This window comes from Moorena producens 3L, from assembly GCF_000211815.1.
Lineage (GTDB): Bacteria > Cyanobacteriota > Cyanobacteriia > Cyanobacteriales > Coleofasciculaceae > Moorena > Moorena producens.
In genome coordinates this window covers 78416-101877 of record NZ_GL890975.1, presented here as the reverse complement: position 1 = coordinate 101877, position 23462 = coordinate 78416, and the positions used below count along the sequence as shown (strand labels likewise).

Annotated in this window: 15 protein-coding genes and 3 pseudogenes; 11 read left to right on the top strand and 7 right to left on the bottom strand. The window is 43.6% G+C overall.

From position 1 onward, the window contains the following. Positions 1–1201, bottom strand: a pseudogene (locus LYNGBM3L_RS33380) (IS701 family transposase); the annotation flags it as partial. A gap of 503 nt (positions 1202–1704) precedes the next feature. Here LYNGBM3L_RS33380 and LYNGBM3L_RS33375 point away from each other — a divergent pair. Beyond that, a complete protein-coding gene (locus LYNGBM3L_RS33375; protein WP_044495885.1) occupies positions 1705–2118 on the top strand; it encodes a response regulator transcription factor in 414 nt (137 codons plus the stop codon). A gap of 423 nt (positions 2119–2541) precedes the next feature. Here LYNGBM3L_RS33375 and LYNGBM3L_RS33370 read toward each other — a convergent pair whose 3' ends face one another. From LYNGBM3L_RS33370 to LYNGBM3L_RS37700, 3 genes and pseudogenes are all read right to left on the bottom strand, one after another. After that, entirely contained in the window at positions 2542–3447 is a 906-nt protein-coding gene (locus LYNGBM3L_RS33370) for an NAD(P)-dependent oxidoreductase (protein WP_044495884.1), read from the bottom strand. A gap of 60 nt (positions 3448–3507) precedes the next feature. Beyond that, positions 3508–4734, bottom strand: a pseudogene (locus LYNGBM3L_RS33365) (ISL3 family transposase). A gap of 683 nt (positions 4735–5417) precedes the next feature. Next, positions 5418–6978 (bottom strand): ISKra4-like element ISMpr2 family transposase gene (locus LYNGBM3L_RS37700; RefSeq protein ID WP_193374691.1). Its coding sequence is split into 2 segments (ribosomal slippage): positions 5418–6014 and positions 6016–6978, totalling 1560 coding nucleotides; the frame shifts between segments, so codons are not numbered across the junction. A 999-nt stretch (positions 6979–7977) separates the two neighbouring features. Here LYNGBM3L_RS37700 and LYNGBM3L_RS33350 point away from each other — a divergent pair. From LYNGBM3L_RS33350 to LYNGBM3L_RS33335, 4 genes are all read left to right on the top strand, one after another. Further along, positions 7978–8301 (top strand): 2Fe-2S iron-sulfur cluster-binding protein, encoded by a 324-nt coding sequence (locus LYNGBM3L_RS33350; protein WP_008191861.1) that lies wholly within the window; start codon positions 7978–7980, stop codon positions 8299–8301. Positions 8302–8712: 411 nt separating this feature from the next. Then, entirely contained in the window at positions 8713–8898 is a 186-nt protein-coding gene (locus tag LYNGBM3L_RS33345; protein ID WP_008191859.1) for a DUF8621 family protein, read from the top strand. Further along, on the top strand, positions 8895–9992 hold the full coding sequence (locus LYNGBM3L_RS33340) for a DUF3326 domain-containing protein (protein WP_008191858.1): 1098 nt from the start codon (positions 8895–8897) through the stop codon (positions 9990–9992). The genes LYNGBM3L_RS33345 and LYNGBM3L_RS33340 overlap by 4 nt, the downstream gene beginning before the upstream one ends. Before the next feature lie 390 nt (positions 9993–10382). Next, positions 10383–10976, top strand: a complete 594-nt coding sequence (locus LYNGBM3L_RS33335) for a CPBP family intramembrane glutamic endopeptidase (RefSeq protein ID WP_008191857.1) — start codon at positions 10383–10385, stop codon at positions 10974–10976. Between the two features lie 203 nt (positions 10977–11179). Here LYNGBM3L_RS33335 and LYNGBM3L_RS33330 read toward each other — a convergent pair whose 3' ends face one another. Further along, a complete protein-coding gene (locus tag LYNGBM3L_RS33330) occupies positions 11180–12577 on the bottom strand; it encodes an RNA-guided endonuclease InsQ/TnpB family protein (protein WP_008191855.1) in 1398 nt (465 codons plus the stop codon). Between the two features lie 72 nt (positions 12578–12649). On the opposite strand from LYNGBM3L_RS33330, the gene LYNGBM3L_RS33325 reads away from it, so the two are divergent. Continuing rightward, positions 12650–12907, top strand: coding sequence for a hypothetical protein (locus LYNGBM3L_RS33325; RefSeq protein WP_008191853.1), 258 nt, complete (start codon positions 12650–12652; stop codon positions 12905–12907). A 156-nt stretch (positions 12908–13063) separates the two neighbouring features. Here the strand turns inward: LYNGBM3L_RS33325 and purN are convergent, their stop codons facing one another. Then, a complete protein-coding gene (purN, locus tag LYNGBM3L_RS33320) occupies positions 13064–13720 on the bottom strand; it encodes a phosphoribosylglycinamide formyltransferase (protein ID WP_008191850.1) in 657 nt (218 codons plus the stop codon). A 369-nt stretch (positions 13721–14089) separates the two neighbouring features. Between purN and gpmI the strand changes: the two genes are divergently transcribed. Both gpmI and secG read left to right on the top strand, forming a co-directional pair. After that, on the top strand, positions 14090–15688 hold the full coding sequence (gpmI, locus tag LYNGBM3L_RS33315) for a 2,3-bisphosphoglycerate-independent phosphoglycerate mutase (RefSeq protein ID WP_008191848.1): 1599 nt from the start codon (positions 14090–14092) through the stop codon (positions 15686–15688). 77 nt (positions 15689–15765) lie between these two features. Next, a complete protein-coding gene (gene secG, locus LYNGBM3L_RS33310; protein WP_008191847.1) occupies positions 15766–15996 on the top strand; it encodes a preprotein translocase subunit SecG in 231 nt (76 codons plus the stop codon). Positions 15997–16030: 34 nt separating this feature from the next. Here secG and LYNGBM3L_RS48210 read toward each other — a convergent pair. Continuing rightward, a pseudogene (locus tag LYNGBM3L_RS48210) lies at positions 16031–17457 on the bottom strand (RNA-guided endonuclease InsQ/TnpB family protein). Positions 17458–17588: 131 nt separating this feature from the next. Between LYNGBM3L_RS48210 and LYNGBM3L_RS33300 the strand changes: the two are divergent. The 3 genes from LYNGBM3L_RS33300 (at position 17589) to LYNGBM3L_RS33290 (ending at position 23434) form a co-directional block, all read left to right on the top strand. Then, a complete protein-coding gene (locus LYNGBM3L_RS33300) occupies positions 17589–18512 on the top strand; it encodes a hypothetical protein (RefSeq protein ID WP_008191843.1) in 924 nt (307 codons plus the stop codon). Positions 18513–19325: 813 nt separating this feature from the next. Further along, positions 19326–20849 carry a carboxypeptidase M32 gene (locus LYNGBM3L_RS33295; protein WP_008191841.1) on the top strand — a complete coding sequence of 508 codons (1524 nt, stop codon included), beginning with the start codon at positions 19326–19328 and terminating at the stop codon, positions 20847–20849. Between the two features lie 161 nt (positions 20850–21010). Next, a complete protein-coding gene (locus tag LYNGBM3L_RS33290; protein WP_008191839.1) occupies positions 21011–23434 on the top strand; it encodes a sucrose synthase in 2424 nt (807 codons plus the stop codon). The last annotated feature ends 28 nt before the right edge of the window (positions 23435–23462 follow it).

Here is a 23462-nt window from a genome sequence, read left to right as displayed (position 1 = left end):
GCTTGTGGATGTGTTGAGAAATCAACAGTCGGATTCGGCATTTCAGAATCAGTTAGTTCAGATGAATTTAAAGTAGACATTTCCTGGGTATNTAAACTAATCATTAGATAAGCACTCATAATTAGTTCCCCCCATTTATTAATCTCCTGAAAATCCGTAAAACGATAATCTGTCCAACCCAGTTCTTGTTTACACTGCCGAAAACCATATTCAACCCATGTTCGCCTCCCGTAAAGATTGCCTAGAATCTTCTTAATTTTACTCCTTTTATCCTGAATATTAGTCATGACAAAAGATGTAGAGTTCTCTGGCATGGTTTCAGGATCTGTAGTCATTTCCCAATAAGTTCTGTAACTTCTCTTGCCAAAAATAATTTCTCGGATATATCTAGTTTCTGATTTTTGATTGCTAAATATTCGCTCAAACTTACACCACTTATTAGCTCTTACTCTCTGAGCAACTGGCATCCAGACCCCATGATTGCTTTTAATTGCTAATATCCAAGGTAATTTGTATTTGTCTAATGTACTGATAAATGAACTACTTTCACCATACAAGCTATCAGCTAATACTAAGTCAATCCGAAATCCATAATTGACTAATTCAGTAATTATTTCCGAGGCTAGTTCAATCTTCGTTTTGTATGTATCTCCTTCTTTCAGTTTTCCTTGTGGTTTAAAGACTTTAACTAGTAAAGGAAAAGTAATATTTTTATAGACTCCATAAGCATTTACTGACACGATTCCATTATCTACTTTTCCTACACTGCCTAAATATTGTCTGGCTACATAGTCAGTTTTATTTCCTTTTTTTCTATCCCCTGTCTCATCAATTATTACCGTGATTATTTGGGAGTTTAATGCTTTGAGCGTCCGACTTAATCTTCGGGATGTTAATTCAGTCGCTGACCAAGGAGAATTGGCTAGAAAATGATGGAGTGACTGAGCAGATTTTATGCCTACTAACTTAGCTATTTCTGGAGGTGCGACCCGTGGCGAATTTAATTCGCCTAGGTCAAGCGCACCTATAGCGACTTTCTCTTTATCGGTGAGATTATTCCTAAATGTAAATATTTGAAACATTCATAACTTCTTACTTCTGGAAACAGGTCTTTATAAGCCTCACAATATTGATCAATAACCGAAACTGTTGGTTGTGCATCTCTGGCACTATGTTTGAGAATCTGTAACTCTACATCCATTGCCCTATCTACCTTTGAGCTACCCAATCTGTTTATTCTCTTATTTTACTTCTCGGAGAGTGACAAAAGAGGGATATATATTTGGCGATAAGTCGTCAAGTCATCGCTAAATATTTGTTCGCGTAGCGTGGCCTACGGCCAGGGGTCTATCCATCCCCACCCCTGCATAGGGATGGGGATGGATAGACCCCTCAAACTCCCCGATCAGTTAAACAGTGAAAAGACTGTTGGCTTGATCAGGTTTTGATACAGGGCATTATTAGTTTCAGGCAACGATAGCAACTGCAGTATTGCCCCCATTGCCATTTGGTGTGGGGACTTTTTTGTCGTACTTTAGCTACAGCGACTTTCAGATCGTGTCGGCTTGAATACTTATCCCTGATTAATTAATCAATGCCTAAAACACCCTACCGATTTACTAGCAAAGCATCCGGAATACCTCACTTGATCAAGTAAATTAATTGGTGTAGAAACAGGTAATGCTTTACCCAGCAGACTACTCTATGACTAAAAAAATCTTGATCGTTGATGATGAACCTTATATGAGACTGCTGATCGAGCAAACCCTGGAAGACCTGGAAGATGAAGGGGTAGAATTACTCACCGCTGAGGATGGTGAAGATGCTCTAGAGCAAGTTAAGTCAGAGCAACCTAATCTGGTATTTCTAGATTTAATGATGCCGAAAATGAGTGGTTTTGATGTCTGTAATCAGATCAAAAATGTTCTGTGTATCAAAGATATTTATGTGATCATGCTAACGGCTAAGGGACAGGAGTTTGATAAACAAAAGGGCAAAGAGGTCGGCACAGATATGTACCTCACTAAACCCTTTGACCCTGATCAAGTTTTGGAAAAATCTCAAGAAATACTTGGTATCACCGCTACTAGCGTGAAGTACCCCAACCTGCTTCGCTGAGGTTGGGGCTTCCAATTCTCAGGTCAACTCAGGGACGGTTTTATTCGTCTTTCGGGCTTCCCGCGCGCGTCCCCGACGCCTCAACCAGAGGCGCGACCCAAGGCCGGGGAACCCGGCCTTGGAGGCGCGCGCCTGCTAGAATTGGTCTTACTCAGCGTCCACAGGCAGACATCCGCCTTCCGCAGACGTATAGTTTGACGACAGACTTACCTTGGAATTACAGCATCTATGGCTAACCAGCCGGGGCAAGTCTCTTCCCTGAGCTCTGCTAGTACTTTGTATACCTTCTATCAATAGGTAGCCTTTTAGTCAGTCAGGCGGGTCATCGACCAATTTTATTATATCACGAATCGGTCTCGCTATCCATCCCCAGCTTTAAAGAAGCTGGGGATGGATAGCGAGTTTTGTTAAAGCCATCATCCTTCAGCTTCTGAGTTCGCCGTAAGCACGAATCATTGCTTGAGTTCCCTGTTCACCTCCTTTACCACTGTCAAGTTGTTGAACAACTTTGAAAAGACGGTCAGCTAATTCAACTCCAGCCAAATCCAGACTAGAAGACTGGAGGCTTTCGAGTACAAGCCTGAGGTCTTTGACCATGTGCTTAATCATGAAACCAGGCTCAAAGTCAGACTCAGCCACTTGTTGCCCTAAGTTGGATAACGCCCATGACCCAGCAGCACCTGTGCTACAAACCTCAATAACTAAATTAGGGTCAATTCCTTGATGTTCTGCCAACTTCATTGCCTCGCATAGGGCTACCATATGGACAGAACAAAGCACCTGGTTGCACAGTTTAACGGCTTGACCGCTGCCCACCGGACCGCACAGGCGAATGGTTTTGCCAAGAATTTCCAGTAGGGGTTTACACTCCTCGAAGTCCTTCTGGTCGCCTCCAAGCATAATGGTTAGGGTCCCATTTTTGGCTCCGATATCCCCACCGGAAACTGGTGCATCCAGAAAACGTAGGTTGTGCTTCTTTAGTTCCCCACTGATTCCCTGGGCTGCATTTGCTCCAATGGTGGTGAAATCCACAATTAGGGTATCGGGTTTGGCATACTCAGCCACTCCCTCAGCTCCCAGCATAACCGCTTCCACATCTGGGACATCCCCCAAGCAAGAAAAAATGATGTCAGCTGACTCGACGGCTTCCCGGATCGATGAGACTACCTTGGCTCCAGCATCAGCAGCAATCTTGACTCCTGGACGACCGGGGGTGCGATTCCAAGCCATAGTGGGGTAATTACTGGTGGAATAATCACTACGGGCAAGATTGGCTGCCATATATCCACCCATAACGCCGAGACCAAGAAAGGTAAGATTGCTGTTCATGCTGATTCCATTAAGTCCGCTTATAATATTCGGTTCTTCAGTACCTAGTATGCTAAACTATTAGTTAAAATTCCAATTAAGTAAACATCTGGATTGAAAGTTTTTAAAGTTTCTGAATCCATAAGCTGAACGTTTAATAACTTTTAATTTGTTATTAATACCCTCAACCACCCCACTAGTTGTTCTGTTATCAAAGTATGCGATAATTTCATCTAACCAACGAATAATAGTATTCCGGCTTTTCGGAAAATAATTTTGCGCTTCTGATAACCATGTACCTAATTTGAATAGCCCATCTAACCAATCATTTGTTTCATCAAAAATTTGGCGAATTTTTTCTTTAAATTCGTGCATAGTTTTAAGGCTTGGAGAAACTTATTTCACTTGAGCTAGTTTCTGACTTTGTTTTTTCGTCAAATATTTTTCATTTTTAAAAAGGGCATATTTACTTTTTTTAAGTTTCTCTAAACTCTGTTTATGATTTTATTTATCTGACTTGGTTTTAGCGTTTTTTAGTAAAGTTGTTAATTGAGTTTTTTCGAGTTTTATTTGTGAGTCTAGTTCTTGATTTATTTGTACCATTACATGAAATCTGTCGGCTACAACTTGAGCATTGGGCATTAATTCTAAAACTAAGCTTTTGTATCCTTGCCATAAATCAATACTAACCTCTTCTATCTTATCTAAGACCTCTCTACCCCATTTAATCAAAAAATTTTTGATTTCTAATTGTGTTCTTCCTTCTAATATTTGAATTAATACTGACTTCTCTAAATCTATTAATACTGCACAATAATTGCCTTTACCTTTAACCAGAGCTATTTCATCAATTCCTAGCTTTTTCAAATTTTTAGGTGGAGATTTGGGCAAGTCTGACCTGGCATCTTTTAACATTCTTTCTATTTCTTCTGTTGTCACTAATCCTTTTTGGGCTACACTTCTTATATCACTTCTTAAAACTTCTTTTAGGGTTGTCTCAGCCAACCTTTTAGTATATTTTCTTCTTTTCCTGACGAAATCTAACTTTTCACTGAACGGTTTTTTACATTTTTGACATTTAAACTGTCGTCTATTTATTTCCAAAAATACTGGGGACTCTCCCCAAGGCAAATCTTTAATTATATATCGATGATTTTGATGTAATTTATAACTTTTTGTCCCACACTGAGTACAGATGCTTTCATTACTGATTGACTCAATCTGTAAAATTATTCCAATCCCTTTGTGCTGGTGACGCGAACCAACTTTTACCCCTTTTATATCCAGAAGTTCTGTCAGCACTTTAATTTCCTTCCTTTTGTGATTTCATAATAACAAATATATATTCAAGTTACTTCCCTGATAGTTCTAGTTAATAATAGCTCATCTTTATAATTTAAATAAAGCTACATTTTGGGCTATAATTTGATGCATTTTTTTTAGTGTATTAACGACTTAAATTATTAGTTTAGCATACTAGGTACTGAAGAACCATATTTTTTAGCTTTACTATAGCGGTTTGTATTATAATCAGGTACACAGGATTTTTCCCCTCTTATCTGTTCCCTGTTCCCTGTTCCCTGTTCCCTGTTCCCTGTTCCCTAAAAAATTTACCTAACCCCATTAACCCCTATACAAAATAGACACAAAATCTCCCCTTTACTCACTTTCCTGCCGTTTAAATTCAAACTTGAACAAAGTGTAGCGGGGAGAGACTGAGATCAACAGGACCATCGAAGCCCACTCCTAAAAATAAATACGATTTAGTTATTTATTTTTTTTGTAGTATATTATTTAATTAATTTTTAGCGAGCAACGATTGATAATTTTAAACTAGTTGATTAGCCAAAAGTACTATTACAATTATATATATTTCGTGAAATTTACTGGCCAAAGATATAGCTATAACCCTTAGCCAGCAACGATTTATGATTTTGCATAGTTTACAAATGATTTGGGTGTGGCTCTTTTGGAAAGACGTTTGGTCAGGTTTAGAGAGGTATCGGAAGAGTAGGAGGAGCAGTAATAGAGCAACGAGCTTGAATTAGTCGTTTCATCAAAGGAAGGCCATCTTTGTACAAAGACAAGTGATTACGTTTATGCTCTTGCTTTAAGTGAAAGGGCCAATACTCTTGCCAATCACCGCTAACATAAAGCGAGCGCAGACGTAAAACCGCCTCAGCACCCATAAGACTCCATCTAGCCCCGGTAATGTCCATCCTGTCTTTGATTAAGTGACGACAAGCGCCCTCAATAACCCCAGTGGCAATGGGAAGACCAGCTTTCAAGTAATCGTGGTATTTGAGGTAAGCAGCGTTGTTGAGTAAATATCTGGCACACTTATCCACTGGCTGACGTTGTGATGCAGAAAGTTGGCGCTTTGTAGCGCTACCACGCATACCCCCAGCAACTGTACTCGATTTACCTTCAAGGATCAGCAGTAAACGTTTACTAACCCAAACTTCGGCTTGTTGACTAGTGTCCGAATAGAAGGCAAATGCAGCCTTCCACAGATACTCAATCACATGAATAATATCCAGGACAATCGTTAACTTGAGATGGTGTTCGCGAGCAAATTTTTTCAAAGCGCGATAATTGTGTCTTGTTACCATCGACCAGAGCGCAAAAACGCTTGTGTTGATTGGGGTCGCGGTGTAATGCCTCGTCAAAAGCTTCTTTTATAACAAGTGATGGTTCTTTAACTAAACTTGCCCAAACACGCTTACCGATTGGTTTGGGTCGTTTGATTTTTTTGTGTTCTTCTTCTGTGCTGACAATTTGTTGAGGTGTACGAACAAAAGGGTTGATGGTATAAACTGAAGCCACTGTTGCCATTCGCTTTGAATTGCGTTTTTCCCCCTTAGTTAATCGTTTATTTAACTTCTTGCTATTTGCCAGCGCTCTTTTTTGCGTGGGAGCACGTAAGTCTTCTGTACGCATGACAACACCCTTGCCATCCACACTAATAACTACTATTTCCCCCGTCTCCTTCAATTCAACCGATTGTGCTTGTTGATGAGCATAGAATTGATCAAAGTCACAAGCACTTTGATCAGCCAATTGTTCAACTTGTCGCTTACCAACTTTTGCGGCTGTTGTTTTCTGTATGATTTCGACTGTTTCGCCAAACCCTGAACGAGCTACTTCGACAGCCACTCGCTCTCTCAGTCCGTGGGAGTATTTTTCTACTGGTAGGTTTAACTCGGCATCGAGTGGGTTGAGGGAAGTTATTTTTCGTCCACCATAACCGATTCGATTGGCGATGATCGTGCCAAATATTGTTGTCAGCTTCCTTGTAAATCTCTTCTTATGGGTTCTCTTGGCTTCGTCGTTACCTAAGCATTCTCCTTCGATCTCGTCATCACTTCGTCTGTCGAAGTAACCTTGCAGCAGTCGTCTTAATAGTTCGTATCCGTTTTCAAGCAGTTTACTCTCTAATTCCCCATGTTGTAAACCGCAAACACTATCTGAACCCAGCCAGTCCACTATTTCTTCAAATAGCTCTCGCGCTTGTGAGAAAAACATGTCTTCATTTGAGATCGATGGTTGCATAGGTCCAAACTTTTCCTGAACTACTGCTGACTTTTTCAGCTGGTCACCCACCAGGAGGTATTGACTCAAACTATTACTCTGACTAATTTGTCAGTTTTACTGAGATCTAGTCTACCGTACTTTTAAAAGAGCCGCACCCAAATGATTTAGAATAGCTGTAGTTATGCACTAAATACATATTCTTATTAAGCTAGATCTTTCCGGACAATTTAGTTCTTTTTTGTAATAACTTTTTTAAATAAAAATCTGCGGAAACTTAACTAATGTTTATCTCAGACCTGATCAGGATTTAAGGATGATTTTCCCCAGAGGTATAATCCTTAAATTGCGTTTAGTCAACAATTGTCGATGAATCAAATCAGTGTTTATCATAAAACAGCGAATAAGTCAAAAAAATTTTGCCAAATCCAAGCAAGATTGATCAACCAATCAATTACAGTAAACAGATCACCTACTCAGCTGTTGACAACACTTCATTAAGAACCTGATTCTACTGTTTAGCAATGACGTCAGGACTAATATTCTCTAGTCAATACTAGGCTTCGGGCGTTGCTTAATAATGGAATGATTTGAAGCGTAGGTGCGCTTTCCGCATCTAATTATTAAATTCGCCACGGGTCGCACCTGTAGAATGGGCATCAGGCGTGGAACTGGCATCTTGCCAGTTTCAATAGATTTTCCGGCGGGCAGGATGCCCACTCTACTCCTATTCATTACTTGACTGACGGAACGCCAGACTTCGCCGTAAGATGACAGATGCAGATGGGGAGATGGCCATCTGAAATTGATCTGTAGCCGTGTGAGCCGTAAGAATTGGGATTAGATCACCATGATATTGACAATTAGCCCAAATTCTAATATAGAGTTGTCCCTTGTACTCAAGTCAATTGACCAATGAAGGCAGCAGCTTAATTTGGATGCCACAAAGCGCTAAAATAAGCCAGTGACCCTCCCTGTCCTATTCATAGGATTCGGAGAATCCAGCTTTTAATTGATACAATGCCCAAGACTTACACCGTCGAATTTAATCACGAAGGCAACACATACACTATAGAGGTGCCAGAGGATCAAAAAATTCTTGAAGCTGCCTATGGGGCGGGGATAGATTTACCCAGTTCCTGCACGGCTGGAGTCTGTACCACTTGCGCTGCCAAACGAGTAGCAGAAGGCAGTGTAGACCAAACCGATGGTATGGGTTTAGGGCCAGAACTCCAAGCAGAAGGCTATGTGCTGCTGTGTGTAGCTTATCCCCGCTCTAACCTGAAATTTGACACCTCAAAAGAAGATGAAGTGTATGACCGGCAGTTTGGTCAGCCTTCATAAGGTCTATGCTGCTATATAATCAAATACCATTAGCCTAATAGCTAGACTGAATGGTTAGCTTCATCCGCGCTTATGCCCCACGTCCGCACCGTTCGCGTAGCGGCTCCCTAGGAGCAAGGTTGGCGTGGGATGAATGGCGGAAACGAACTTTGATACTTTGTTACCGTCTATGATGAAAATAGTAGGGTAGTCAAATTAAGAGCTAACCGCCACCTACTAACTGAAAAATAGAACGAGTTGTATTGTTCCGGTGCGGAGGGGCATCCCGTGTCGTCAATAAAGCTTGCCGAGCATCCGAACCGTTGGGTGGAGTTGGCAAGAAGCCCACACTGTAATCTCTGATTCAGTGTGGGAGTATGTCACATAGATTAGGATAGCCAGATTATCCTAATTAGAATTAGGGAGAAAACAATGACAACCCATTTCATTACTGCAGAAATTGACCTCCAAGAGTCCCCTAAGGAACTGCACCAAGCCATTGAAGCAGAACTACAAGAACGGGGAGAACCCCTGCGCTGGGCGGTTACTCATGTAGACCCTGAGCAGGAGAAAGCTACGGTAGAAGCTATTGTAACTAAATCAGTCAATAGTAAGTGAATCAGCGTCCCTATACCGTTGTTTTAATCATTCCTACTGGTGTAGGAGCGTCGATTGGTGGCTATGCCGGGGATGCCTTGCCAGTAGCTAGAGCGATCGCACAAGTTTGCGATCGCTTAATCACCCATCCCAATGTCCTCAATGGTGCCCAGTTGTACTGGAACTTACCCAACGCCTTCTATGTAGAAGGCTATGGCCTTGACAAATTTGCCGCTGGATCCTGGGGATTACGCCCTGTACATCAGAACCGGGTGGGATTACTCCTGGATCAGGGGATTGAACCGGAATTACGTTTGAGACACCTACAAGCAGCAGATGCCACCAGAGCTACCCTAGGACTGAATCTAACCGACTACGTAGTTACAGATGCTCCCTTAAATGTAGAACTGCGCACAGCAGCATCTGGAGCCAGTTGGGGAACAATTGGAAATCCCGATAGTTTATTGCGAGCAGCCCAAGTCCTGATTGAGCAAGCTGGAGCAGATGCGATCGCAGTAGTAGTGCGTTTTCCCGATGACTTTGATAGTGAAGCATTGCAAGATTACCGTCATGGTCGAGGCGTAGACCCCCTGGCTGGTGCTGAAGCCATTATCAGTCACTTGATTGTTCGTACCTTTCAAATTCCCTGTGCTCATGCACCAGCATTGATGCCTTTACCCATCGATCCTAAATTGTCACCTCGTTCAGCAGCAGAGGAATTGGGCTATACCTTCTTACCCTGTGTTTTAGTAGGATTGAGTCGCGCTCCCCAATTTGTGGTCAACCAAAAAAATTCCCCCTCCTCCCTTGCTAATCCAGATTCTCAAACGATTTCCTCAAAACCAGGGGACATTTGGGCTGATGATGTAGATGCCATTGTCATACCAGCAACCGCCTGTGGTGGTAGTGCAATGTTAAGCTTTAGCCAGTTGCAAACCCAGATCATTGCCGTTGAAGAAAACCAAACTACCATGGAAGTACCTCCAGAACCTTTGGGAATTAAAGCAATACGAGTAAACTCATATTTAGAGGCTCTAGGCTTGCTGGTTACCCATCGTGCTGGGATCAGTCCTAACGCTCTGAGTCCATCCCTATCATCAAAAAATTGGGTCTGAAACCCCGTTCTTCTAGGGCGGCTTTGTGTTAGAATTATGTAGACGCAGTGACCTGAAAAGAAAAGGTGAAAATCCCAGTAGTGGGACGCTTTGGTTAAATGGTAGTTACCCGAAATGGGTGCTCGGTCAAAGACTCCAATCCCAGCCCTCTACAAGCAGAAGTCTTTTTGGTGAGCGAATCAAATCAAAACTTTTAAAGTAGACTCAATGGCAATAAGCTGGAGAGAGTAGAGGCAATTGGCACCGCCAAGTGGACTGCCGATTTCTTGGTACTACGGTACGGGAAGTCGATGTGGTTGTTACGAGCAATGCCCTTGGGTATCTCCTCTAAAGAATCCTCGCACCAAAAGGCCGGGGAGTGTCAACTCTGCGTCGCTTACATTTTTCCTAGTGACAAAACAAATTCCCGATAATCCCGAACTTGAACCCCTAACCCGCATCCAAGTACTAGTGGCAATGGGTATAACTGCCGTAGTGTTACTAATCTTTGCCAAGCTATGGCTGCAACTAGGTAAGCTGAGTCTCCTGCCCATCAAATTTACCCCCAATGCCCTACTTATAGGACTAGGCATGGGGTTGGGAATTACTGGAGCCAGTGGCTTAGTGTATCGTCTTTGGCCAGCTTATCGCCAGAGTGCAGAAGTATACCTAAAGTTAATTCTCAAGCCCCTAATCATACCAGATTTAATGTGGCTAGGACTGTTGCCCGGTATGAGTGAAGAATTACTGTTTCGGGGTGTGATGTTGCCAGCAGTAGGGTTAAATGCTATCGGTATCATAGCCTCCAGTATGCTATTTGGGATTTTGCATCTAAGCGGTATCCAACAATGGCCCTATGTAGTTTGGGCAACCCTTGTTGGTTTGCTTCTGGGGTATAGTGCGGTAGCAACAGACAATTTACTCGTACCAATAGTAGCTCATATCGTCACCAACTTTGTGTCTAGTTTGGTATGGAAATTGGGTAATTTAGAAAATACAACATAGACTAGAAAAGACTATTAAATTTAATTAAAAATCCCAAATATAAAATTAAAAATCAAATAAAAATTAACAACTAAATAAAAATTAAATAATAATCTTTAATCAATTGTGATAATTTTTATGCCCGACTCCCGACTCCCGACTCCCGACTCCCTTTGCTAAATAACAAATGAACTACCCCGTCCTGGTCGTTCGCGTAGCGTGGCCTACGGCCAGGACAGGGTGTCAGCAGACCCGTCCTTAGAACGTGATTTTTGACGCTTCATCTTTCCTAGTTGCCTCATCGATCCAGTATGCTTACTGGTCTTTGAGGTAGAGCTAGAAAATCCACGTTTATCGAGGTCAGTCCCGTACCCCGGCTGTTTTCCTAGGGCTGCATTGAACATTACCATTGTGCTTGTCTTGTCTCTATCAAGTTCAAAGCCGCAAGCATCACAGACATGGTATCTATTCGACAGTTCAGCCCAATTCTTGTGAACCTTTCCACATTCTGGACAACGCTGAGATGGCTTTAATTGTCTAGTCGGTAGTTGAAGGACAATTCCGCCTTTGAGTTCAATTTTGTAGGTGAGCATTTTATTAAGAGTGCCAAATCCTACGTCTAAAATAGCCTTGTTCAATCCAGCTTTTTGTTTTTTCCTTTTTGACCCTTTCTTAGCTTTTCGGGTCATTCCTTTTGTGTTTAGCTTCTCAGTTACGCCGATGTCATAACGACTAGATAAATCTGACGTAACCTTGCGATGCAGCGCGGTCTTGGGGGTTTCCCCCATGAGCGACTGCATCAAGACGTGTTGCCAATCTCTACGTGCGTTAGCCGCTTTTCTATTCAATTGGGATTCCTTTTTGTTGGCTTTTTTCCAACGCTTAGACGCCTTAATCCCTTTCTTGAAATTAGGAGCCTGCTTCCTACGCTTTTCCTTGCCAGCAGCTTTTACCTTAGGTTCTAGAGTCTTTGTAAAACGCCGGTTAGCTATTTCCTCAAACTCGCTGCCATTGAAGGCTGTAATCGCAGTCTCAGTACCTAGGTCGTACGCTACGATTTTCTCGTATTTTAAGTCAGATTCTGAGCCATATTTAGGATCAGGAGTTTCTGTCTTAACAGTTATTGAAGCATACCAAGCATTTATACTGGGCTTGTAAGTAATTGTCAGAGTCGTTGGTGTCCCCCAAGACTTGGCTTGACCACGCATCTTTATAGTGAGTCCGAGGTCATTTAGCGTCAAGGTTCCATCTTTTCCGTTAGTGTCAGTCTTCCAACCAGCCTTGCTAGGGTAAGTCCATCCGGAGTATTTGCGAATTGGCTTATATTTTGGAATTCCACCTAACCCTTGAAAGAACCGATTATATGCAAGGTCTACTCTCTTCAGAGTAGCCTGCAAAGAAGTGCTATACAACTCCTTGTATTCCGGCCAGCATTTCTTGAAATCGGGTAAACAATTTTGTTGGTCAAGGTATCCTATAGATTTTTTATTTGCTTTCCACTCATAACGGCGATCAGCTATCCCAGCGTTGTAGAGTAACTGGTGAAGTTTTCTTGCATAAAACATCTTTGATGTAGCTGTTTTGTTGGGATATAGACGGAATGTCTGCCTGAGAATCGCCATGAGTGGAATCACATCATTGAATTCTGTGCTCTTTATTTGCTATACTATTAGTATAGTTGATGGTAAATAGAAATGTCAAGCACAAAAAGGAAAAATCCTCAGAAAAGAATGAGAGGAGCACCTGCTCATTATGACGAGATAAAAAGACAGCACGGAATCTGGCTTACAGACACTACTTGGAAATGGTTACAGCTAGCAGCTAAAGACTCTGGGGTAAGCGTTGGAGAATATATAGAGAGCTGGGTCAGGAAGCAGGTTTATAGTATTTGTTCGCGTAGCGTGGCCGTAGGCCAAGGGGCTATCCATCCCAGAGACGAAACCTTAGGATAGTGGAGCCTTTATGGTTGGTCGGCTATGTATAAAAGGGTTAAAACTTTTTGATTAAGGCTCCACTATCCTTACGGTAACTTCAATACCTGAACCTTCGCGTAGCGTGGCCGTAGGCCAGGTGGGGGAATTTCGCCCCCTCAAACTCTCCCTATTTTGTTAAAAATTGATTAATGCGATCGCTTCGACTAGAATCCGATGTTCTTGGACTTGAATCCGGGCATGGAGGGTTTCTGGGGTATCATCGGGTAGCACCGGAACAGCTGCCTGGAAAAGGATGGGACCACTGTCAACATCTAGACTGACCACGTGAACCGTACACCCTGTAATTTTTACCCCAGCCTCAAGGGCTTGTTCCACCGCCCGCACGCCTTTGAAACTAGGTAATAAGCTGGGATGGATATTGAGAATCCGATTAGGAAAAGCGTCTAGGAGTACCTGTGTCACCACTCGCATCCAACCAGCCATCACGACCCACTCCACCTCATACTCTTGTAAAGTTTGGACAATTTGTTGATCGAAATCTTCCCGTTTTTTGATCCGGTGATTATGTAGGACTGCTGGAATGCCGTATTTTTCCGCTCTAGCTAACGCTTTAATGCCTGGGTTATTGTAAATGAGCACGCTGATTTGGGCATTGAGTTGGCCGTTTGCGATCGCACTAGCTATCGCTTCAAAGTTACTGCCACTTCCGGAAGCCATCACTCCCAGTTTCAGAGGGGAAGTAGTCGGTAAGGAGTCTACACTCTTTTGGAGAGAAATGCTAGGGGAAATCAAGCTGGGGCTGGAATCTGGAGAAGTGAGATTGGCAGTCATATCGGGAAATGCGATCGCACAGTCATAAGCATTACCTATACATACTCATTTTATAGCTTGGCATGTTGATCGAAATGATTGTCTGTAACCTTCCTACCCTTATGTTCCTTTTAAATGTAGGCTGTTATAAGTAATTTTGCTTAGGAATTTTCCAATTTTGTCTGAGTAAGGCTTTTATAATTTAGATCCTGATTTGCGAGTATAAATTCCTATTAGCTTGGGGTAGCCAAAACCGATGCTAGGAAAAGATTTAAGGATTATCCTCACTCTGGCAGCCCAAACCTAATAAAAATCGAAATTTATCATGGATATGCGGATTTGGAATGATATGATCGCGGTGCAATTAAGAGTAGGATAAAAGGCGATATGATGAGGCAAGCACCTGTTTCTCCTGTGGTGCTAGTTATCTTAGACGGTTGGGGTTACCGCGAAGTAACTGATGCCAATGGGATAGCCCTAGCAAACACCCCTGTAATGGACAGCCTCTGGGCTGCCTATCCGAGTACATTAATTCGCACCTCTGGAAAGGACGTGGGACTCCCAGAGGGTCAAATGGGCAATTCGGAAGTGGGGCACTTGAATATAGGTGCTGGGCGTGTGGTGCCTCAAGAACTTGTGCGCATCTCTGATGCGGTGGAAAATGGCACTTTAAACGATAACCAAGCTCTTGTGCAAGTATGCCGAGAGGTTAAATCTCGGGGTGGGAAGATGCACATCGTGGGTTTGTGTTCTGAGGGTGGGGTGCATTCCCATCTCAATCACCTCCTGGGATTGCTAGCGCTAGCCAAAGCCCAAAATCTATCTGAGGTCTATATCCACGCGATTACCGATGGTCGTGATACTAAACCGACCGAGGGGATTGAAGCAATTCAAAAAATTCAAGATTATATTGATCAAGTTGGCATTGGATGCATAGCCACTATTAGTGGTCGCTACTACGCCATGGATCGAGACCGACGCTGGGAAAGGATTTCAAAAGCCTATGAAGTCATCACTCAGGATGGTCCTGGAAATGCTATCTCAGCAGCAGAATTCCTCAAGGAGTCTTATGAGTCAGACATTACTGACGAGTTTATCTTGCCCACACGGCTTACTCCTGGAGCTGTGACAGCAGGAGATGGAGTAATTTTCTTTAACTTCCGTCCAGACAGAGCCCGACAGCTTACCCAAGCCTTGGTGGATCCTAACTTTGATGGCTTTGAACGGGAACAGATCAAACCCCTAACCTTTGCCACCTTTACCCAGTATGACCCCAATTTTCCGGTATTGGTGGCCTTTGAACCTCAGAACTTGACTAATATTCTGGGGGAAGTTATTGCCCAGCATGGGTTGCGCCAATTCCGAACTGCGGAAACAGAAAAATACGCCCACGTCACTTACTTTTTTAATGGTGGTCTAGAAGTTCCCTTCGAGGGTGAAGACCGGGAATTGGTGCAAAGTCCGATGGTAGCAACCTATGATAAAGCACCAGCCATGTCAGCTAAGGAAGTGACCAATGAAGTGATCGCAGCCATCGAAAAACGCATTTACTCCCTGGTAGTGATTAACTATGCCAACACTGATATGGTGGGGCATACTGGCAATGTAGAAGCCTGCATAAAAGCAGTGGAAACCGTAGACCGCTGCCTAGGACGCTTAATTGATAGGATTATTAAAGTTGGTGGCACTACCCTGATTACTGCTGACCACGGCAACGCCGAGACTATGCGCGATGAGACAGGTAATCCTTGGACAGCTCACACGACCAACCCAGTACCCTTTATCCTAGTAGAAGGGGAAAAATTAAAAATCCCTGGACATGGAACAGAAGTTGCATTGCGCTGTGATGGATGTCTGGCAGATATTGCCCCGACCATCTTGGAAATCTTGCAACTCCCCCAGCCAAAAGAAATGACTGGGCGTTCTATGATCCAACCCGCTGAGTTGGAAGTCCGTAATAACCGGACACCCGTGCGAGTTTCTCTATAAAACTTCAAGTTGAGAACCCCTTTGTTTTAACCGAGGGAGAGTTCAAAACTTCTCAATGCCGTAATATTGTCAAAAGAATGGTTAATCAAATCCTGCAAATTATTTGGGTTTTATCTGGCTTGGGTCTGATTATTTTGGTTTTGCTCCATAGTCCCAAGGGAGATGGCCTTGGCGGTATCGGTGGTCAAGCTCAGCTGTTTACCAGCACCAAGAGTGCTGAAAAAGCCCTGAACCGGGTGACCTGGATCTTGGCGATTACCTTTATGAGCTTGACAGTGATTTTAAGTGCAGGTTGGTTAAACCAGTAGTTGACACTCCCCGCTAATCGCGAGACGGGGATTCTTACTTCAACGAGGTTACTTGCTCAACCAGGCCGGAGCCAAGAAGAGTAGAGGTATCCTCTCCGTAAGCGTTCGGATCGTCATTCGCGTAGCGTGACCTACGGTCAATCCAAGTTCCGGTATGCCCTACCGTACTTAAGGCTCTTTTGAGGATATTGATTGCAGCATTGTGGTCTCGGTCCAACTGACAACCACACTTACAGACGTGAGTTCGAGTTGATAGTGACTTCTTGACCTCTTCGCCGCATTCAGAACAATTTTGGCGCTTTGTAAGCAGGGTTTACTGCAACAGTTATCCTGCCGAACTTAGTTCCAAAATGCTCTAACCATTTCCTAAATTGATACCAACCTGCATCATTAATAGATAAGCCGCGACAGTGGTTTTTAGCCAAGTTCTTAACCCTCAAGTCTTGCCTTCGGCACGCTTCGCGAACGTAGGCGATCAAGTCGTTAGACTGAATTACGCAGCTCGCCGGAGACGAAACCTTAGATAGGGTCGCCTTATTACAAAAGATTTAACCCTTTTATGCAAAGCCGATCACCCATAAAGGCTCCACTATCTTGCGGTAACTTCGTTCCCAGTCTCTTGGGGTGGACTTCAAGTTGCCTGCTTATTTTAAGGTGTGTCCTGCCTAGTCTGTTAATGGCTTTTCGACGGTTAGTAGAGCCTTTCTGTTTTCGGGATACCCGGCGTTGATAAAACTTTAACCGTTTCTCTCCCGTTCGGTAAAATCTAGGATTAGGTTCAGCATGACCGTCAGAATCCGTATAGAAATCCTTTAGTCCAACATCTAACCCGATTGTGTTTCCAGTCGGTTCCAGCTCTTCATTAATATCAACCTGAACGCAAAACTGGACATAGTAACCATCAGCCCGACGGACTATCCTAACCCGCTTGATTTGCTTCTTATCGAAGCGCCACAAATCCCATGTACCCTTGAGTTTAAGTTTCCCGATTCCCTTTTTGTCACTGAATATGATTCGGCAAAGCCGACGCTTCGCGAACGACTTTTTATCAGGGGATAACTTCCAACCTGACTGTTTATACTCGACCGAACGGCAATGTTTTTGAAATCGGGGAAATCCTTTTTTACCGGGTACCTTCTTTTTGCAGTTGTCAAAGAAGCGAGGGATTGATGACCGGAGATGAAACCTTAGAATAGTGGAGCCTTTATAGGCGATAGGCTATGCATAAAAGGGTTAAAACTCATGAAATAAGACGACCCTATTCTTACGGTAACTTCTAACCATGCTCGTTCAGCACGCTTACTGACGGGCAGTAGAGTTCAACTCATTAGCAAAAGGGAACTTTTTAGCAAGAACGGCACTATATTTGTTGAGGTCGTATTTTGAGACCCCTTTGTTGTCCATCCAGTAACGCAAACAACTGTTACGGATGAATTGAACCGTTCTGATCGCCTCGTCTATAGCAGAATATTGATGTTTTTTGCCCTATGCTTTGAACTCTAATATTATCATCAGTTTCGACCTATAACTGCTGATATTTTATTCTACAAGATTCATTATAAAATTCTGGAACTTCCCAAGATATTTTTCTCATGGCTAAAAGCGCGCTGTTCGCTTTCATCCCCGCTCTAAAGAGACGGGGTTTTCAGCGTTTAGATTTTTATAAAAACAATCAGCAGCTATGGATAGCCCTGTTTCTAGGGGGTGTCACTTGTCTGTTAGTGATGTTGATTCAGTCAAGCACCGCAGCTGGTTTATACCCAAAGTTTAACCAATTAACAGAAGCCTCCTCTGCTATCGTGGCTTCGATGCCAGTAACCTCACCTGCCCTACCAGCTTCTAAGCCTCACCCTCTACCAACTCCCCTTGCCCAGTGGCAAGACCCTACCGGCAGCGGTGATTATTTTTCTGAAATCAAGGGCACTCCCTTAGGTTATCTGATCTGGTCTCAGTTTCCCGTCAAGGTTTATGTGGAACACCCCCAAGCACCGGGTGTGGTTGATGCGAAGCACCAGCGCTTCCAACAATGGGTTGATGCGGTGCTAAAGGCGGTGGCAGAATGGGGCATTTATTTGCCCCTAGAACTAGTTGACCAGCAGGAATTAGCAGATATATCGATTTTGCGATCGCGCCCTCCTCTAAAAGTTTCCTTCAACCGTGAGACCGGAACCTTTGATTGGTCTCGCGCTCGCTCAGCCGTTACTAGCTATGAATTTTACCTGGCGCAATCCATCAGTGCACCAGAGCAAATATTAGATAATCTATTATTGCATAAGTTTACCATACTTCTCTCTCCTCAGCAATCCATTGACTACACCCTTGCCACTGCCCGTCACGAACTGGGTCATGCATTAGGTATTTGGGGTCATTCTCCTTTAGAAACTGATGCGCTGTACTTTTCCCAAGTTCGCAATCCCCCTAGAATTTCTGCTAGAGACATCAATACCCTCAAACGGATATACGAACAGCCAACTCGCTTGGGATGGCCTTTGGCCAAGGTAAAAGGTAAAAGGTAAAAGGCTTGCATCCATAGGACAAACTCCAGCTAATATCAAGTCAGGTTGAATACCCATAATTTAGAGGGAGGGTGGGAAGTGTGGGGAGGGTGGAAAGTGTGGGGAGATGGGTAGATGGGGGAGATTTTTATTAAGGGTAATTATCCCGACATGATATAAAACCAAAAATCAAGGTTTTTACTAAAAAGTTTTTAGGAATAGGTTTTTACTAATAGGAAAAATCGAACTTAGGATTACAGAACTTCAGATTTACACAGGTTGTACACGGAAAGGGTGCATAAGTCCTGAGCCAAATGAGAGTGCAAACAGATCCTTGTGACATCCTACTTTCGGCGAGTATTGGACAAGCTCGAAGCTAGTGGCTGTGAGCTTCAGTCGGTAGGAATACTTACCACTGTGCCAATAGCTAGAGCGATTGTCTGGTTTTAAGGGATTACACTATACTAGTAAGTCCTTAAGAAATGGCACAATAGTAGTTCGTATACTATGCTATAACACTCAGCTATGGGTATGACGTTTTCATAGCCATTGGCATCTGAGTCAGTTACTCAGCTTTACCAGAGTGCTCGTACCAAGTTGCAGCTTAAATCGTAACGAGAGGAAATAAGGACTTGGTTATTTCGCCATTGTCCGACAAGTAAATTGCACTTGAAAAACGCAACTTGGTCTTAGCTTTCAGCCCACTTGTCTGATTCATTAGTATCGGACATTTTTGTGGGTAAGATTTTTATTTTCGGTCGTCAGGTGTACATTTACTATTCGGCAAAATACCGTAACCATAAACTAATAGCCTGAATGTGTCAATCTAGCATCATGCAGACTACCGAAAAAACTCAACCGAAACTTCTCAAACTCAAAAAACGCCTTAGTGAAATTAACGACTTAGAAGCAGCCGCATCTTTGTTGTACTGGGATCAGGCCACCTATATGCCTCCCGGTGGTGCAGCTGCTAGGGGACGTCAGCTGGCTACTCTACAAAAAATTGCCCATAGTAAATTTACTGACCCAGCCATGGGCGAACTCCTGGAAGGGTTACGCCCCTATGAAGAAACTCTACCTTACTTTTCTGACGAAGCTAGCTTAATCCGCTGCACTAGAAAAAATTACCACAGAGCCGTGCAGGTGCCAGCGGAATTTATGGGAGAATTCTCTGAACATCGGACCCAAACGTACAGTGTTTGGGTAAAGGCAAGAGCCACCAACGACTTTGCAGCGGTGCGCCCTTACTTGGAAAAAACTCTTGACCTCAGCCGTGAAATGGCTGATTTTTTCCCAGGTTACGAACATATCGCTGACCCGTTAATTGACTTTGCTGACTATGGGATGAAAGTCTCTATTTTGCGGAGGCTTTTTTCTCAGTTGCGAGAGGAATTAGTGCCAATTGTCGAGGCTATTACTGCCCAAAGTCCCACCGATGACAACTGTTTACACCAAAGATATCCTGAAGAGCAACAGTTAGATTTGACTCTCAAGGTCATCAAGCAAATGGGATATGACTTTGAGCGGGGAAGGCAAGACCAAACCCATCACCCATTTATGATCAACTTCTCTACCGGTGATGTGCGCATTACGACCCGTGTTGATCAAGATGACCTGAGTCAGGCTCTATTTAGCAGCATCCACGAAATGGGTCATGGTCTTTATGAGCAAGGAATTAGACGAGATTTGGAAGGCACTCCTCTTGCCTGTGGGACATCCTCGGGGGTCCATGAGAGCCAGTCCCGACTTTGGGAAAATATTGTTGGGCGTAGTCGGGGCTTCTGGAAATTTTTCTATCCCCAAGTACAATCCTACTTCCCCTCTCAACTGGGTAATGTTTCCCTCGATGCCTTTTATCAGGCAATCAACAAGGTGCAGCGGTCTGTAATCCGCATGGATGCTGATGAAGTGACTTACAATCTCCACGTCATGATCCGCTTTGACTTAGAACTGATGATGCTTGAGGGTAGGCTACAGGTGAGGGATTTACCGGAAGCCTGGAATGAACGCTATCGTGAAGATTTAGGGGTTGTTCCCCAGAATGACAGTGACGGGGTGTTGCAAGATGTTCACTGGTACACTGGTCAGATTGGGGGAATGTTCCAATGCTACACCTTGGGTAACTTGATGAGCGCCCAGTTTTTTGAAGCCGCAGTAACGGAACAACCTGAAATTATACCAAAAATTGAGCAAGGAAACTTTAGTACGCTCCATAATTGGTTGAAGGACAACATTTACCAACACGGTTGCAAATACACAGCGGCTGAATTGATTAAGAGCGTCACTGGTACTGCTTTACGCATCGATCCATTCATTCGCTACATCCGGCAGAAGTATGGGCAGCTTTACATGCTTTAATATTTATTTATGCCAAGATAGTTGTTTTGCGAGAACGTTGTCCATATATCTAAAAGAATATCTATTCCTGATCGGTAGTGCGCGGGAATGACTATTCTTTAGAGGAATTTTTTATAGGGTTGTTGGTTTCAATATAGTGGACTTGTATTTGGGGAGTTTCAATGCTCAACCTAATTCAGGATGTTCTCGAAAGTGACGAAAAGAGCGATCTACGTCACTTTACCAGCCAGTTAAAAACTGCAGAACCCAGGTATTTACTGCGCAACGAAATTCTGGCTGCTTTTAATGAATACTGCACTAAGCACAAAAAATCCGAATACTTTTATCATTCTTCTCATTTAGGGAAGCTGATTTATTACACCCAGGAAATTATTCTGGAAGATGAAAGTCTATGCTTGATTATCCGACCAAAAATTGCGGCTAAAAGAGCTTTCCGTCTGTTTGAAGACTTGAGGGCGCAAGAGGTGACACCAGAGGAACTGCTGGATATAGGCGATCGCTTTGTCAATCGCTACAACCCCAAGGTCGGGGAGGTTCTCCAGCTGGATTTTCAGCCGTTTTATGACTACAGCCCACTCATTCGCGATCCCAAGAATATTGGCAAGGGAGTCCGCTTCCTAAACCGCTATCTCTCCAGTAAACTGTTTCAAGACCCTGAGCAGTGGTTGGAGTCGTTGTACGGTTTCTTGAAAGTGCGTCATTTCCATGGAAACCAGCTCCTGATTAACGAGCGCATTCACAATCACCAGCAACTGTCAGAGCAGGTGAAGTTGGCTTTGGAATTTGTAAGCGATCGCCCAGACAGCGAATCCTATGATAAATTCCGCTTTAAGCTGCAAGAGATGGGTTTTGAACCAGGCTGGGGAAACACTGCTAGTCGAGTGCGGGAAACCTTGGCAATGCTGGATGAATTGATTGATGAACCCGATGATAGGGCATTGGAACAGTTCCTCTCCCGCATCCCAATGATTTTCCGGATTGTCCTGGTATCGGTTCACGGCTGGTTTGGACAAGAAGGGGTATTAGGGCGTCCAGATACAGGGGGTCAAGTGGTATATGTCCTTGACCAAGCCAAGAGTTTAGAAAAGCAGTTGCAAGAAAACCTGACTCTGGCGGGATTAAACATTCAGCCTAAGGTGATCATTCTCACCCGCTTAATCCCCAACAATGATGGAACTCGGTGTAATGAACGGTTAGAGAAAATTAAGGGTACAGAAAATGCCTGGATTTTACGGGTACCGTTTCGAGAGTTCAATCCCAAAGTTACCCAGGATTGGATTTCTCGGTTTGAGATTTGGCCGTACCTAGAAACCTACGCCATCGATGCCGAAAAGGAACTGCTAGCAGAATTCCAAGGTCGTCCTGACCTGATTGTAGGAAACTATTCCGATGGCAATCTAGTAGCCTTCCTGCTGGCGCGACGGTTGAAAGTTACCCAGTGCAATATTGCCCATGCCCTAGAAAAGTCCAAATACCTGTTTAGTAACCTGTACTGGCAAGACTCAGAACAGCAGTACCACTTCTCCCTGCAATTTACTGCTGATTTAATTGCCATGAATGCGGCTAATTTTATTATCAGCAGTACCTATCAGGAGATTGTGGGTACTGCTGATAGTGTGGGTCAGTATGAGTCTTACCAGAATTTCACTATGCCAGACCTGTATCATGTGATTAATGGCATTGAGTTATTCTCTCCGAAGTTTAATGTAGTACCACCGGGGGTAAATGAAACCGTCTTCTTCCCCTACACCCGCACTCAAGGGCGAGTAGCTAGTGATATTAAGCGGTTGGATGAATTCTTGTTTACCCTAGACGACGAGGCCCAGGTCTTTGGCAAACTGGATTATCCTAACAAGCGCCCGATTTTTTCCATGGCTCGTCTTGACCGAATTAAGAACCTGACTGGATTAGCGGAGTGCTTTGGTAAGAGTCGAAAGTTGCAGGAACGCTGTAACTTGATTTTAATTGCGGGTAACTTGCGCACTGAAGACTCCAGCGACAGCGAAGAAAAGGCAGAAATTATCAAGCTTTACCAGATTATTGAGGAGTATAATCTCTACGGCAAGATCCGCTGGTTAGGGGTGCGCTTGTCAAAGAGTGACTCTGGTGAAGTGTATCGGGTGATTGCTGACCGTCATGGTATTTTTGTGCAGCCAGCGCTATTTGAAGCCTTTGGTCTAACAATTTTGGAATCCATGATTTCTGGTTTGCCAACCTTTGGTACCCAATTTGGTGGACCGTTGGAGATTATTCAGGATAAGGTCAATGGTATCCTGATTAACCCTACTAACCAGGAGGAAATGGCTCAGAAAATCCTGGATTTTGTGACTAAGTGTGAGGAAAATCCCCAGTACTGGGAGGAAATTTCCAATCAGGGCATAGAACGAGTCTACAGCACCTATACCTGGAAAATCCACACTACACGGTTACTATCCTTAGCACGGATTTATGGCTTCTGGAACTATACGTCTAAGGCAAACCAGGAGGATATGCTGCGTTATCTAGAGGCACTGTTCCATCTGATTTATAAGCCTCGGGCTAAAAAGCTTTTGGAGGAGCATTTGACACTCCCCGCTCGTGCATAGACGGGGATTCTGCTAACAGGCTAGACTG

What these genes read in the sequence shown, in the direction of transcription:
- LYNGBM3L_RS33325 (WP_008191853.1), top strand. Translation starts at nt 12,650, where the DNA reads ATGTCAAGCACAAAAAGGAAAAATCCTCAGAAAAGAATGAGAGGAGCA.
- LYNGBM3L_RS33375 (WP_044495885.1), top strand. Translation starts at nt 1,705, where the DNA reads ATGACTAAAAAAATCTTGATCGTTGATGATGAACCTTATATGAGACTG.
- LYNGBM3L_RS33345 (WP_008191859.1), top strand. Translation starts at nt 8,713, where the DNA reads ATGACAACCCATTTCATTACTGCAGAAATTGACCTCCAAGAGTCCCCT.
- LYNGBM3L_RS33330 (WP_008191855.1), bottom strand. Translation starts at nt 12,577, where the DNA reads ATGGCGATTCTCAGGCAGACATTCCGTCTATATCCCAACAAAACAGCT.
- secG (WP_008191847.1), top strand. Translation starts at nt 15,766, where the DNA reads ATGGTTAATCAAATCCTGCAAATTATTTGGGTTTTATCTGGCTTGGGT.
- gpmI (WP_008191848.1), top strand. Translation starts at nt 14,090, where the DNA reads ATGAGGCAAGCACCTGTTTCTCCTGTGGTGCTAGTTATCTTAGACGGT.
- purN (WP_008191850.1), bottom strand. Translation starts at nt 13,720, where the DNA reads ATGACTGCCAATCTCACTTCTCCAGATTCCAGCCCCAGCTTGATTTCC.
- LYNGBM3L_RS33295 (WP_008191841.1), top strand. Translation starts at nt 19,326, where the DNA reads ATGCAGACTACCGAAAAAACTCAACCGAAACTTCTCAAACTCAAAAAA.
- LYNGBM3L_RS33350 (WP_008191861.1), top strand. Translation starts at nt 7,978, where the DNA reads ATGCCCAAGACTTACACCGTCGAATTTAATCACGAAGGCAACACATAC.
- LYNGBM3L_RS33300 (WP_008191843.1), top strand. Translation starts at nt 17,589, where the DNA reads ATGGCTAAAAGCGCGCTGTTCGCTTTCATCCCCGCTCTAAAGAGACGG.
- LYNGBM3L_RS33290 (WP_008191839.1), top strand. Translation starts at nt 21,011, where the DNA reads ATGCTCAACCTAATTCAGGATGTTCTCGAAAGTGACGAAAAGAGCGAT.
- LYNGBM3L_RS33370 (WP_044495884.1), bottom strand. Translation starts at nt 3,447, where the DNA reads ATGAACAGCAATCTTACCTTTCTTGGTCTCGGCGTTATGGGTGGATAT.